This window comes from Acidimicrobiia bacterium (assembly GCA_036271555.1).
Taxonomy (GTDB): Bacteria; Actinomycetota; Acidimicrobiia; order IMCC26256; family PALSA-610; genus DATBAK01.
This window is the reverse complement of sequence record DATBAK010000083.1, coordinates 30,697-44,103: the sequence shown is the minus strand read 5'-3', so window position 1 is coordinate 44,103 and position 13,407 is coordinate 30,697. Positions and strand designations below refer to the sequence as shown.

The following is a 13,407-nucleotide window of genomic DNA, read 5'->3' as shown; positions in this document are numbered from 1 at the left end:
GTAGTGGAAATTCCCGGGCCGCGACCTCTGCGACGCCCCCTCCGCCCGGGAACGAGGAGGACGAGCCGATGACGATCGACCTCGGTAAGTACAAGCTCGGCTGGCACGACAACACGTCGACCTACGTCAACACCCCCAAAAAGGGTGTCAACGAGGACGTCGTCCGCGAGATCTCGCACGCCAAGTCCGAACCCGAGTGGATGACGAAGTTCCGGCTCAACGCCCTGAAGCGGTTCGAGCGCAAGCCCATGCTCCCGTGGTTCTCGGCGAACATGCCCGACCTCGACTTCGACGACATCTACTACTACCTGAAGCCGACGACGGAGCAGGTCTCCGACTGGGACATGCTCCCGGAGGAGATGAAGACGACGTACGAGCGTCTCGGCATCCCCGAAGCCGAGCGCAAGTTCCTCGCCGGCGTCACCGCGCAGTACGAGAGCGAAGTCGTCTACCACAAGAACCGCGAGGACCTCGCGCAGATGGGCGTGCTGTTCAGCGACATGGACACCGCGCTGCGCGAGTACCCCGACATCGTGCGCGAGTACCTCGGCACGGTCATCCCGCCCGGCGACAACAAGTTCGCGGCGCTGAACAGCGCAGTGTGGTCGGGTGGCTCGTTCATCTACGTGCCGCCCGGCGTGCACGTCGACATGCCGCTGCAGGCGTACTTCCGCATCAACGCCGAGAACGCGGGCCAGTTCGAGCGCACGCTGATCATCGCCGACGAGGGTGCGTCGGTTCACTACGTCGAGGGCTGCTCCGCGCCGATCTGGTCGTCGGATTCGCTGCACTCCGCAGTCGTCGAGCTCATCGCGAAGCCCGGCGCGCGCATCCGGTACACGACGATCCAGAACTGGTCGCCCAACGTCTACAACCTCGTCACCAAGCGGGCGAAGGCGGAGACGGAAGCGACGGTCGAGTGGATCGACGGCAACCTCGGCTCGAAGCTCACGATGAAGTACCCCGCGGTCGTGCTCACGGGTCCGAAGGCGCACGGCGAGGTGCTGTCGGTCGCGTACGCGGGCGCGGGTCAGCACCAGGACGCGGGCGCCAAGATGACGCACGTCGCGCCCGAGACCACGTCGATCATCGACTCGAAGTCGATCTCGAAGGACGGCGGCCGCACCACGTACCGAGGCCTCGTCAAGGTCGAAGAGGGCGCGCACGGCGTGAAGAGCCACGTTCGCTGCGACGCGCTGATCCTCGACGACGAATCACGCTCCGACACGTATCCGTACATGGAGATCGACGAGCGCGACGCGCAGATCGGTCACGAGGCGACGGTGTCGAAGGTCGGCGACGACCAGGTCTTCTACCTGATGTCGCGCGGTCTCACCGAGCAGCAGGCGACCGCGATGATCGTCAACGGCTTCATCGAGCCGATCACCAAGACGCTGCCGATGGAGTACGCGGTCGAGCTGTCGCGGCTGATCGAGCTCAACATGGAAGGCGCGGTCGGCTGAGAGCCGGTCACCGCGCACGATGACCGCCGCGTTCAGTCCCGACGCCGCGCGCGCCCTCGGCGGGCCCGACTGGCTCGTCGAGCGACGCGTGCAGGCGGCCGAGCGCCTCGCCGACATCACGTGGCCGACACCGGCCGAGGAGATCTGGCGCTACAGCCGGGTCGACGAGTTCGACCTCGACCGCTACCGGCCGTTCACCTCCGACGAGATCGGACCCGTCGGCGCCGAGCGCGCGCCGGGTGGAGGACCGTGGGCGGCGGAGGTCGGCACGGTCTCGGGGATGGTCGTCGTGCGCGACGGCCGGGTCGTGCACCGCGAGCTCGACGCCGACGTCGAGGCGAAGGGCGTGCGCGTCTGCGAGCTCGCGACCTGCGGGATCGACGACGAGGTGCGCGCGCACCTCGGCTCCGCGACGTCGGAGTCCGAGGACGCGTTCACGGTGCTGCACGACGCGTTCCTCGCGGGCGCCGCGGTCGTCGTGGTGCCCCGCAACGTCGTCGTGCCGCACCCGATCGTCGTCTTGCACTGGTGCGAGGGCGACGGTCAGGCGAGCTTCCCGCACACGCTCGTGATCGCCGGTGAGAACAGCGAGGTCACGGTCCTCGAGCGCACCGGCTCGCCCGCGACGTCGCATCTCGTCGTCGGCGCGGTCGAGCTCCTGGTCGGCGACGCCGCGCGCGTCGGCTACCTCTCGGTGCAGCAGCACGGCGCGCGCACGTGGAGCATCGCGACGCAACGCGCACACCTCGGCGCCGACGCGACGCTCAGCTCCGCCGCGATCGCGCTCGGCGGCGACTACGCGCGCCTGCGCAGCGAGTCGGTGCTCGCGGGGAGCGGCGCCGAGAGCGACCTCCTCGCCGTCTACTTCGGCGACGGCAAGCAGATGCTCGACTTCCGCACCCTGCAGGAGCACACCGCGCCGAGCACGCGCAGCAACCTGCTGTTCAAGGGCGCGGTCGAGGACGAGGCGCGTTCGGTGTACTCGGGCTTCATCCGGATCGGCGAGGACGCGCGCAAGACCGAGGCGTACCAGACGAACCGCAACCTCGTGCTGACCGAAGGCGCGGGCGCGGAGTCGATCCCGAATCTCGAGATCCTCAACAACGACGTGAAGTGCTCGCACGCGTCCGCCGTCGGCTCGATCGACGCCGACCAGCGCTACTACCTCGAGAGCCGCGGCGTGCCGCCCGAGGAGGCCGAACGGCTCATCGTGCTCGGCTTCTTCGACGACGTGCTCGACCGCCTGCCGCTGCACGCGCTCACCGCGTCGCTACGCCGCGCGATCGTCGACAAGATCGAGCACCGGAGGGCGCGCGCGTGAGCCGGGCGCAGACCGAAGGCGCGGTCGGCCTCGGGACGACGCTGTGCCGTCCGCTTCGAGCGCCGAAGATCGGAGCCGCATCGTGAGCGACGTGATGCGCTTGCTCGGGGTGAACGACTTGAAGCCCGATTCCGCGACGCGCGTCGACGTCGCCGGGCTGCGCATCGCGGTCGTGCGCATCGGCGACGACTGGTACGCGATCGCCGACCGCTGCTCGCACGCCGACGAGTCGCTCTCGGAAGGCGACGTGTGGAGCGACGAGCGCGAGCTCGAGTGCCCGAAGCACGGCTCGACGTTCTCGTTGCTCGACGGTGAGCCGCAGACGCTGCCGGCGACGCGCGCGGTTCCGGTGTACGAGGTGCGCGTCGAGGGCGACGACGTGCTGCTCGTCGTGCCCGGCGAGGACGTCGCGTGAGCACCCTCGTCGTCTCGAACCTCCACGCGGGCATCGCGGGCCACGAGATCCTGCGCGGTGTCGACCTCGAGGTCGCCTCGGGCGAGGTGCACGCGCTCATGGGCCCGAACGGCTCCGGGAAGTCGACGCTCTCGCACACGCTCATGGGGCGCGCCGACTACGCGGTGACCGCCGGTTCCGTCACCATCGACGGCGACGAGCTGCTCGGCATGCCGACCTGGCAGCGCGCCGCGCACGGGTTGTTCGTCGCGATGCAGTATCCGGTCGAGGTGCCGGGCGTGCGGCTCGAGGACTTCATGGTCGCGGCGGTGCGCGGTCGGGGCGGCGACGCCTCGGACCTCGGCACGCGGCTCGCGAGCGAGGCCGAGCGACTCGGTGTACGCGACGAGTTCCTCACCCGCGGCATCAACGACGAGTTCTCGGGCGGGGAGAAGAAGCGGCTCGAGACGCTGCAGCTCGCGCTGCTCGAACCGAAGTTTGCGATCCTCGACGAGATCGACTCGGGCCTCGACGTCGACGCAATGCGCGATGTCGCGCGCGCCGTCGCCGACATGGCTGCGACGCGCGGGCTCGGCGTGCTCGCGATCACGCACTACCCGCGGCTGCTCACCGAGCTGCGACCGGATCGCGTCCACGTGCTCGTGCGCGGCCGCGTGATCGGCAGCGGCGGTCCCGAGCTCGCCGACCGGCTCGAGGCCGAGGGGTACGAGGAGGTGGCGAAGTCGTTCGGCGTCGACGACCTCGCCCCGGCCGTCACCGTTCCCGAAGATCCCTTCGCCGATCCGTTCTAGCTGCACTCGGCCGGCGAGCTGTTTCCGGCGCGCGAGTTCCCCTCAGGGAAATTGACGGGACCAGAAGGCGCACTCCGAGGAGTCGAGGGGTTTGGGCCGCGGTCGCCGTCGGCCTACTGAGCCAGTTGGCGGTCGTGAGGATGCGCGGGGCTCCTTCGGGGGGTCGGGCGTCGAAATCACCTCCTGGCACGCACACGGGCTCGAAGATGCGCGCGCTCGGTCCCTTTGCGGGAAGCGCGACGAATCGTGGGACGCCAAGCGGAGGTCGTCCGGATAGCGTCGCTTTCGCGAGCATTGAGTACCGCTCAGCGGTATCCACGGCTATCCAAACGCGCCGGAAGGTCGACACCATGACGAACGACGTTCGCAATGAAGTGACGGATCTACTCCAGCACCTGATCCGGAACGCGTGTGTGAACGACGGCACGGACGAGTCGGGGCAGGAGAGCCGCAGCGTCGACGTGCTCGCGCAGTACCTCGGCGACACCGGGCTCGACCTCGAACGGTACGAGCCGAAGCCGGGGCGCGAGAACCTCGTCGCGCGCATCGAGGGCAGCGACCCGAACGCGCCGACGCTGTTGCTGATGGGCCACACCGACGTCGTGCCGGTGACGCCCGAGAGCTGGCGGCGCGATCCGTTCGGTGGCGAGCTCGTCGACGGCGAGGTGTGGGGGCGCGGCGCGGTCGACATGCTCAACCTCACTGCGTCGATGGCGGTCGCGTTCAAAGGCCTGGCGAAGTCGGGGTTCAAGCCGAAGGGCACGCTGGTGTATCTCGCGGTCGCCGACGAGGAGAGCCTCGGCACGTGGGGTGCGGAGCACCTCGTCGAGCAACAGCGCGACGCGGTCGCGGCCGACTACGTGATCACCGAGTCGGGCGGATTCCAGATGCCCGCGCCGAGTGGGCCGAAGCTGCCGGTGCTCGTCGGCGAGAAGGGCTCGTACTGGTGCCGCATCACGGTGAAGGGCACGCCCGGCCACGCGTCGCAGCCGCTCCGCACCGACAATGCGCTCGTCACCGCGGCCGACGTCGTCCGCCGACTCGCCGACTACCGGCCGCCCGCGCAGATCCACAACATCTGGCGCGATTTCATCGGCGGCGTCGAGTTCCCGCCCGAGATCTCCGAGCCGCTGCTCGACGCGGATCGCATCGACGAGCTCTGCGAGATCCTGCCGCTCGGTCTCGCGCGCGAAGCGCACGCGTGCACGCACACCACCTTCGCGCCGACGATCATCCACGGCGGCACGAAGACGAACGTCATTCCGGACGAGGTCTCGATCGAGGTCGACATCCGCACGCTGCCCGGTCAGAAGGGCGCCGACGTGCACAAGATGATCGAGACCGCGCTCGGCGACCTCGTGTCGCGTGTCGACATCACACCGTTCGACGACAACGAGTCGACCGCATCACCGAGTGACACGCCGTTGTGGGAGACGCTGCAACGCGTGAGCGGCCGGTTGGTGCAGGACTCCGCGATCGTGCCGTTCCTCACGGTCGGCGCGACCGACGCGCGGTTCTTCCGTCGGGTCGGCTCGGTCGCGTACGGCTACGGCCTGTTCAGCAAACGGCTGTCGTTCGAGGACTACTCGACGATGTTCCATGGCAACGACGAGCGCGTCGACGTCGATTCGCTCGAGCTCTCGACACAGCTCTGGGACGCGACGGCGCGCGACCTCCTCGGGTGACGCCGGAAGCCGCGGCGCGCCGCGTGCTCGACGCGTTCGATTCGGGCACGACGATCGCCCCGCTCACCGACGACGACCCGGCGCTCGACGAGCCGGACGGGTACGCGATCGGCGCTGCGGCGCACGCGTTGCGGGTCGCGCGCGGCGAACACCCTGTCGGTCGCAAGATCGGCTTCACGAACCGCACGGTCTGGCCGCTGTTCGGGATCGACCGACCGGTGTGGAGCTGGGTCTACGACTCGACGACGCCCGACCTCGGTGCGGGTCCGTGGCAACTCGACCTCGCGCGCCTGATCCAGCCGCGCATCGAACCCGAGATCCAGCTGCACTTCGCGCGCACACCGCCGGCCGCTGCCGACGAGCTCGCCATCCTCGACTGTGTCGACTGGATCGCGCACGGCTTCGAGATCGTGCAGTGCCCGTATCCGGGTTGGCGTTTCCGACTCGCCGACTCGGTCGCCGCGTGCGTGCTGCACGGCAAGCTGGTCGTCGGTCCGCGGGTCGCCGTGAGCGACGCGGCCGAATGCGTCGCGCGGTTGCGCGACTTCACGATCGTGCTGTCGTGCGACGGCGAAGTCGCCGCGACCGGTGGCGGCGCCGATGTGCTCGACAGCCCGCTGCTCGCGTTCGCGCACCTCGCGGGTGTGCTCGTGGCGCAGGGCGAAGAGCCGGTTGCCGCCGGCGAGGTCGTCACGACCGGCACCCTCACGAACGCGATGCCGATCGCGCCGGGGCAGACCTGGACGACCGCGATCTCCGGGCTCGCGGTGCCCGACGCCGCGATCAGGTTCTCGTAGCGCTACTCGTCGTCTTCGGACTGGTCGCGAAGGAACTGCTCGAAGTCGGCCGCGAGGCTGTCACCCGTCGGGAGATCTTCCTCGCGCAGCGCGCCGAGCGCGTCGTCGGTTCCGTCGTCGTCGTCCTCGTCGGCTTCGTCGGTCGCGTCGTGACGGGTCTCGAGCTCCTGGACGTAGCGCCCGATGTCCTCGTCGCCCGCGGCGACCTCGTCGACCTGCCGCACCCACGCCGCGCCGGCGATCTCGAGCGACCGCAGCGGCAGGTTCACGTCGACGAGCTCGGCCAACCGTTCGAGCAGCGCGTGCGTCGCACGCGGGTTCGGCGGCGTTGCCACGTAGTGCGGGACCGACGCCCACAACGACGCCGACGGCATACCCGCGCGCCGGAAGGCGTCGGAGAGCACGCCGACGATCCCGGTCGGACCCTCGTAACGCGAGCGGGTGAGGTTCAGGCTCGCGACCGTCTCGGGATCGCTCGCGGTGCCCGTCACTTGGATCGCACGCGTGTGGGGCACGTCGGCGAGCAACGCACCGAGCGTGATCGCGAGCGAGGACCCCAGCTCGCGGGCGACGCCGACGACCTCGTCGCAGAACGCCGGCCAGCGCAGGTTCGGTTCGGGTCCGACGAGCAGCACGAGGTCGCGCCCGAAGCCCGAGACCGCTGCGGGTGACGCGAGGAACTTGATGCTCGGCCATGTCGTCGTGCGCACGACGCCGTCGGCGATCGTGACGACGGGCCGCGCGGCCTGGAAGTCGAGCCATTCCTGCGGGTCCAGTGTCGCGAGCTCGACCGCGCTCGCCGAGCGGCCGAGGAATCGCACCGCGTCCGACGCCGCGTTGCCGGCGTCGTTCCAACCTTCGAACGCGGCGACGAACACGGGCCGGTCGAGCTGCGGCTTGTTCGCCCAGTTGACCGTCATGCGTCCTTCCGGGTGACGCGGTTGCGGAGCGTGCCCACGCCCTCGACCGTGATCTCGACGACGTCGCCGTCGAGCAGCCAGCGTGGTGGCGTGCGCCCGGCGCCGACGCCCGCGGGCGTGCCCGTGAGGATCACGTCGCCGGCGAGGAGCGTCGTGCCCTGGCTGATCCACGCGACGAGCGTCGGGATCGAGAACACGAGGTCGCGCGTGTTCGCCGACTGCACGACGTCGCCGTTGAGGCGCGTCTCGATCGACAGGTTGCCGACGTCGACCTCGTCGATGCTCACGAGCACCGGACCGAGCGGGCAGAAGGTGTCGAACGACTTCGACCACGTGAACTGGCCGGTCGTGTACTGGTGGTCGCGCGACGAGACGTCGTGCGCGCACGTGACTCCCGCGACGTAGGAGAGCGCGTCGGTCTCGGAGACGTCGCGCGCCGTTCGTCCGATCACGACCGCGACCTCGCCCTCGTAGTCGGGTTGGGCGACGTGGCGCGGAATGACGATCGGGTCCTCGTGCGCGATGAGCGCGCCCGGCGACTTGGCGAAGAGGGTGGGCGCGGTCGGCACGTCGCGTCCGCTCTCGGCCGCATGGTCGCGGTAGTTGAGCCCGACCGCCCAGATCATGCGCGGCTTCGGGATCACCGGGTCGAGCTTCGCGTGCAGCAACGACACCGACTCCGGCGCGTCGGCCATGCGATCACGCGCCGCGTCGATGCCCCCGGCTTCGAGGAACTTGCACGGTCCCGACGGCAGACCCGTCAGCGCCGCGAGATCGATCGCGCCCGAGCCGGACGCGGCGAGCGCGTGCATCTTGCCTTCGATGGAGACGAGCCGCATCCGCGCATGATGTCACGCCTCAGCGTGACGGCTGCGCGGCGACCAGCGTGACGGGAACACCGCGCGGTTGCGGCCAGCCGGCGCCAGCGGTGACGAGCACTGCGGTGTAGTGGCCCGGTGGCAGCGGCGGTCCGGGAACGCACGACGCCGCGACCGGCGCGTCCTCGCAGCTGCCGGTGACCGTACGCATCGCGAACGGGAACCGCACGACGCCCTTCCATTCCTTGAGGTTCAAGATGCAGCCGTGCGAGATCGGCGCGGCCGTCTTCATCCCGGGCCTGCTGAGCTCGACCCGCCACGCCACCGGGCAGCCGTTCAGGAGCGGCTCGCGCCACCACTTGCCGGTCTCGCTGTCGATGACCAACGCGCCTTCGACCGCGGTGCCGGTGACGTACGTGTGGTCGCCGGGAAGGTCGATGCGCGCCGTGACCGGCCGCGTGGACACGCGACCAGTGATGTCCAGGGCGAGGTTTTCTGCGTCCGGGCGCGTGAGGTGGTTGGAGACCTCGACGGTCGTCGGGATCACTCCGGGTTCGAGGGTGGGGGCGCTGATCACGAGACCGCCGACGACGATCGCCGCTCGATGATTCACGAGCGTGAGGAGTTGCTCGCCTGCCGCGCGTGTGATCTTGACCTGCACGTCCCAGCCGGCCGGCGGGTTGTGCACGACCTGAGCGCTCACGACATCGCGCGCGGTGATCAGGGTCTTGCCCAGGACGTAGCAGTCCTGCCCGTCGACGGAGCTGATGCACAGCGCGCCGGGCTCCTGTGGATGCATCGGGCGGACGCCGAGCACGCGTGAGACGCGGAAGTCGCCGTGACCGGTGGACGCCGTCGCCGCGGGCGGGCTCGAGTGCGTCGACGAACCCGAACCGATCGCGATTGCAGGAACCGCGATCGCGACGACGATCAGCGCGGCGATGCCGGTGATCGCGAGCCGCCGTCGCGCGCGAATCCGTCGACCACGCGCCCGCACGCGCGTGATCAGCTCGGCGCGCGTCGGCGAAAGATCGACGGGTTGAACGCCTTCGATGTTCGGGTCGTCGTTCACGTCGACTCCTGTCCGGTGAGGAACCCGGGTCCGAGCGCGCGTCGCAGCGCGCCGAGCGCGCGGTGCGCGTGCTGCTTGACCGTGCCCGCCGACACACCGAGCGACTCGGCGACGTCGGCCTCGCTCAGATCGGCGAGGTAGCGCAGCACGACGACATCGCGCTGACGGCGCGGCAACCGCCGCAACGCCTCCGCGAGCGCGAGGCGCGTGACCGCGTCGGCCTGCGGATCGGTCACGTGACGCGCGTCGACGGGTGCCATACGTCGCGCGCGCCGCAGCGTGTCGAGCGCGACGTTCGCGGTCACGCGCATCACCCACGCGTCGCGGTAGTCGAGGTCGCGCACCTTCGGCCAGCGTGCGTACGCGCGAGCCAGAGCTTCCGCGGCGACGTCGTCCGCCGCGGCACCACCGCCGACCAGTCGCCGGGCGACGGCGCGCGCCGACGCGAGCAACCCGTCGAACGCCTCCTCGAACCCGTCGTCGGCCTCGCGCCGCGCACCCATCAACGGGTCAACGCACGAGTCCGCAGCGAGGTTGACGCGCTCCTACGCGATGGCGCCGCTGGCTCGCAGGCGTTCGATGTCGGCGGCCGAGAAGCCGAGGGCGCCGAGCACTTCGTCGGTGTGCTCGCCGACCTTCGGTGCGGGTCGGCGGACGGTCGTCGTCTCCATGTCGAACTGCACCGGACCCGACGCGACGCGCGCCTTCTCGTGCGCGGGGTGCGCGGGCATGTACCCGTTCTCGACGACCTGATGGTCCGCGATCACCTCGATCGGCGACGCGAGCGCGGAGAACACGGTGTCCTCGGCACTGAGCGCGGCGCGCAGGTCGGCGAGCGTCTGGCTGCCGATGCACTCGATGAACAACTGGCGCAGCGCGACCCGGTTCTCGGCGCGCGCCTCGGTCGTCGCGTACGAAGGATCGTCGATGACATGCGCGAGCCCGAGCGCGCGGCACGCGGGTGCCCAGTGCCGGTCGGCATCGAGCATGTTGAGGACGAGCCAGCGGCCGTCGGCCGTCGCGTACGGGCCGACGAGCGGACTCGACAGCACGGTCGCGCCGAACTTGTCGGGGTCGCGCTCGAGGATCGACGTCGGCACGAGGTCGACCGCGAGCGTCCACACCGCGGCGCCGAGCAGCGCGACGTCGACGAGCACGCCCTTGCCGGTGCGCTCGCGCTGGAACAGCGCGGTGCCGATGCCGCCCGCGAGGAACGCGCCCGACGGACCGTCGCCCATCGCGCCCCGCTGCATGATGAACGGCCCCTCGGGCGGCGTGAGCATGTGCCCGATCCCGCCGCGCGACCAGTACGACACGGAGTCGAAGCCGCCGAGGTCGGCGTCGGGTCCGCGCTGGCCCTGCCCGTGCCCACGCGCGTACACGAGGCGCGGATTCACGGCCCACACGTCCTCGGGTTGGAGGCGCAGCTTCGTGCGCGCCGACGGCAAGAAGTTCGTGATGAACACGTCGGCCCACTCGAGCAGCTTGTCGAGCGCGGCGCGCCCGTCGTCGGAGCGCAGGTCGATCGAGACGCCGCGCTTGTTGCGGTTGAACTGCTCGAACAAGAAGTTGAAGTCGCCGGTGTCGGCGACGAAGCCCGCGCCCATGATCCCGCGCAGCGGATCACCGGTCGCGCGCTCGACCTTCACGACATCGGCTCCCCAATCGGCGAGGATCGCCGCCGCCGACGGCACGAATCCGTGCTCCGCGACCTCGACGACCTTGATGCCGTCCATCACACCCATGTGCGTCCTCCTCGAAAGCCGCGGGCAGTATCACACGGCCGCGATGATGAGCCCCAGCGTCGCGGCGGCCACTCCTGCGACGACCGAGCCGATCGCGTACGCGCTCGCGAGCCGCGTCGACCGACGCGCCGCGACGTCGACGCTCTCGTACGCGTACGTGGAATACGTCGTGTACGCGCCGACGAAGCCGGTGCCGACGACCGCCTTCGGCGCGGTTGCGAGCCCGTGGTACAGCGCCAGCCCGGTGATGAAGCCGAGCGTGAACGAACCCGTCACGTTCACGACGAACGTGCCCCACGGAAAGCGCCGGCCCGTGCGCGCGCTGATCGCCAGCTCGACGAGATAGCGCGCGGGTGCACCGAGCGCGCCCGCGATCGCGACGCCGAGCAGCGTCACGACTCGCCTTCCTCGGGCGGCACGACGCGCGGTCCCAGCCCCGCGAGCCGTAGCCCCGCGACCACGACGATCACACCCGTCGCGATGCTCACGAGCGCGTACAGAATCGCGAGCGGCACGTGTCCGTCGCGCCCGAGAAGCATGGCCTCGACGCACATCGTCGAGAAGGTCGTGAATCCCCCGAGCACACCGATCGCGCCGAACGGGCGGATCCACCACGGCGGCACGCCGCGGCGCGCGAGCGTCTCGAGCAGCACTGCGAGCACGAGTGCACCGACGACGTTGATGCCGAAGGTCGACAACGGAAACGTGCCGGCCTTCACCGGTTCGGCACGCGCGACGCCGTAGCGTGCGGACGCGCCGAGTGCGCCGCCGATCGCGATGACCGCGACCTCGCGCGCGCGATCGCGCATCAGCCTCGCAGCGCGGCGATCGACGAGTGGTTCGCGCGCTCGAGCGCGGCATCGGCGAGCCGGGCGACCATCTCGCCCATGCTGTCGAAGCCCTCGCCGAGGGTCTTGCCCATGAGGTACCGAGCGTGGATGCCGGCGACGATGATCGCGAGCTTGAACGCCGCGAACGCCTCGTACCACTCGAGCGCGTCGAGCGGTGTGCCGGTCGCCGCCGCGTAGCGGTCGACGACGTCGGCGCGCGACAGGAAACCCTTCGAGGGGTCGATGCCCGCGCCGGTCGCGATCACCTGCGCATCGGCCTGACCCCAGTAGAGGAGGAACAGTCCGAGGTCGGCGAGCGGGTCGCCCAGCGTCGACATCTCCCAGTCGAGCACGGCGACCACGCGCCCCGGATCGTCGGCCGCGAGCATCGTGTTGTCGAGCCGGTAGTCGCCGTGCACGATCGTCGGCGGCGGTGACGTCGGGAGCGCGGCGCGCAGCCGGCGGGCGAGCTCCTCGATGGAAGGGATCTCGTTGACCTTCGAGCGTTCCCACTGCTCGCCCCACCGACGAACCTGGCGCGCGAGGAAGCCGTCGGGATGACCGAAGTCGCCGAGTCCGACGGCCGTGTAGTCGACGCCGTGGATCGCGGCGAGCACGTCGACGAGCGCCTCGGAACCGCGGCGGGCTTCGTCGTTCGTGAGCGTCGCCATGTCGTCGGGCGTCCGCAGGATCTGACCGTCGACGCGCGACATCACGTAGAAGGGCGCACCGTTCACGCTCGCGTCGTCGCAGAACGCGTAGGCCTCGGGGACCGGAACTGCGGTCCCCGCGAGCGCGCGGATGACCGTGTACTCGCGGGCCATGTCGTGCGCGGTCGGGAGCACGTGCCCGAGCGGCGGCCGCCGCAGCACCCACTCGTGCGCGCCGTCACCGATCGCGTACGTGAGGTTCGACCGTCCGCCGGAGATCAGCGACGCCTGCAGCGGTGCGCCGGTCGCGTCCGCGACTTCACGCGCGAACCAGGGCCGCAGGGCTTCGAGGTCGACCCCGTCGAGGGTCGTGTCGTGCTCGCTCACGAGAGCGGCACGGTAGCGAGTTCTGAGCGCCTACGCGATCCTGGAGATGCGCGGCTCGACGGGCGTGCCGTTGCCGCGGGGGTAGCGCGCCACGCGACCGACGGGCATGTCGACCCGATAACCGGCTGCGGCCCGCTCTTCCTCGGACTCGCCGCCCCAGAAGCCGTACTCGCGGTGCTCGCGCGCCCAGTCGCGGCACTCGAGCAGCACGGGGCACTCACGACAGATGGCGCGGGCGTCGGCCTCGCGCACGACCCGGGCTTCGGGTCGCTCGCCGGCTGGGGCGAAGAAGAGCTCGGTCCGACCGCTGCAGGCCGAGTCGGCGGTCCACTCGAGGACCCCCGTGAACACGATGCTCGAGACGGTGTCAGTGGGCATGTGCAGAATCCTTCCGCCCGTGCGAGCCGGGGCGATGGGGCGGTACCGAACCGGAGATCGGAGAGCCGGCCGGGGGGAGGCCGGCTCTCCGAGTCATCCAGTACCCGAGAGTCAACCGGCGATCGTGCAATCTGT

General features: G+C 70.3%; 15 protein-coding genes. 6 read left to right on the top strand and 9 right to left on the bottom strand.

From position 1 onward, the window contains the following. The first annotated feature begins 68 nt into the window (after nt 1-68). From sufB to VH914_18505, 6 genes are all read left to right on the top strand, one after another. Entirely contained in the window at nt 69-1,463 is a 1,395-nt protein-coding gene (sufB, locus tag VH914_18530) for a Fe-S cluster assembly protein SufB (protein ID HEX4493205.1), read from the top strand. Between the two features lie 19 nt (nt 1,464-1,482). Further along, nucleotides 1,483-2,784: a Fe-S cluster assembly protein SufD gene (sufD, locus tag VH914_18525; GenBank protein HEX4493204.1), complete on the top strand. Its 1,302-nt coding sequence runs from the start codon at nt 1,483-1,485 to the stop codon at nt 2,782-2,784. 82 nt (nt 2,785-2,866) lie between these two features. Next, nucleotides 2,867-3,199: a non-heme iron oxygenase ferredoxin subunit gene (locus tag VH914_18520; GenBank protein HEX4493203.1), complete on the top strand. Its 333-nt coding sequence runs from the start codon at nt 2,867-2,869 to the stop codon at nt 3,197-3,199. Continuing rightward, nucleotides 3,196-3,990, top strand: coding sequence for a Fe-S cluster assembly ATPase SufC (gene sufC, locus VH914_18515; GenBank protein ID HEX4493202.1), 795 nt, complete (start codon nt 3,196-3,198; stop codon nt 3,988-3,990). Before VH914_18520 ends, sufC begins: the two co-directional genes overlap by 4 nt. A 350-nt stretch (nt 3,991-4,340) precedes the next feature. Continuing rightward, entirely contained in the window at nt 4,341-5,675 is a 1,335-nt protein-coding gene (locus VH914_18510; protein ID HEX4493201.1) for a M20/M25/M40 family metallo-hydrolase, read from the top strand. Between the two features lie 23 nt (nt 5,676-5,698). After that, entirely contained in the window at nt 5,699-6,472 is a 774-nt protein-coding gene (locus VH914_18505; GenBank protein ID HEX4493200.1) for a hypothetical protein, read from the top strand. 2 nt (nt 6,473-6,474) lie between these two features. On the opposite strand, the gene VH914_18500 is transcribed toward VH914_18505, so the two are convergent. Genes VH914_18500 through VH914_18460 form a run of 9 tightly spaced genes read right to left on the bottom strand, consistent with a single transcriptional unit; the run spans nt 6,475 to nt 13,272 of the window. Next, a complete protein-coding gene (locus tag VH914_18500; GenBank protein HEX4493199.1) occupies nt 6,475-7,392 on the bottom strand; it encodes a PAC2 family protein in 918 nt (305 codons plus the stop codon). Continuing rightward, nucleotides 7,389-8,231, bottom strand: a complete 843-nt coding sequence (locus VH914_18495) for a fumarylacetoacetate hydrolase family protein (GenBank protein ID HEX4493198.1) — start codon at nt 8,229-8,231, stop codon at nt 7,389-7,391. Before VH914_18495 ends, VH914_18500 begins: the two co-directional genes overlap by 4 nt. Nucleotides 8,232-8,250: 19 nt before the next feature. After that, the gene (locus VH914_18490) at nt 8,251-9,282 is read right to left on the bottom strand and encodes a hypothetical protein (protein HEX4493197.1); all 1,032 of its coding nucleotides are present in this window, start codon (nt 9,280-9,282) and stop codon (nt 8,251-8,253) included. Next, the gene (locus tag VH914_18485) at nt 9,279-9,785 is read right to left on the bottom strand and encodes a sigma-70 family RNA polymerase sigma factor (GenBank protein HEX4493196.1); all 507 of its coding nucleotides are present in this window, start codon (nt 9,783-9,785) and stop codon (nt 9,279-9,281) included. Before VH914_18485 ends, VH914_18490 begins: the two co-directional genes overlap by 4 nt. Before the next feature lie 42 nt (nt 9,786-9,827). Next, nucleotides 9,828-11,027, bottom strand: coding sequence for a CoA transferase (locus VH914_18480; GenBank protein HEX4493195.1), 1,200 nt, complete (start codon nt 11,025-11,027; stop codon nt 9,828-9,830). 30 nt (nt 11,028-11,057) lie between these two features. Further along, the gene (crcB, locus tag VH914_18475; GenBank protein HEX4493194.1) at nt 11,058-11,423 is read right to left on the bottom strand and encodes a fluoride efflux transporter CrcB; all 366 of its coding nucleotides are present in this window, start codon (nt 11,421-11,423) and stop codon (nt 11,058-11,060) included. Then, nucleotides 11,420-11,836 (bottom strand): CrcB family protein, encoded by a 417-nt coding sequence (locus tag VH914_18470; GenBank protein ID HEX4493193.1) that lies wholly within the window; start codon nt 11,834-11,836, stop codon nt 11,420-11,422. Before VH914_18470 ends, crcB begins: the two co-directional genes overlap by 4 nt. Continuing rightward, nucleotides 11,836-12,894: a phosphotransferase family protein gene (locus VH914_18465; GenBank protein HEX4493192.1), complete on the bottom strand. Its 1,059-nt coding sequence runs from the start codon at nt 12,892-12,894 to the stop codon at nt 11,836-11,838. The genes VH914_18470 and VH914_18465 overlap by 1 nt, the downstream gene beginning before the upstream one ends. A 30-nt stretch (nt 12,895-12,924) precedes the next feature. After that, nucleotides 12,925-13,272, bottom strand: a complete 348-nt coding sequence (locus VH914_18460; GenBank protein HEX4493191.1) for a WhiB family transcriptional regulator — start codon at nt 13,270-13,272, stop codon at nt 12,925-12,927. Between the last annotated feature and the right edge of the window lie 135 nt (nt 13,273-13,407).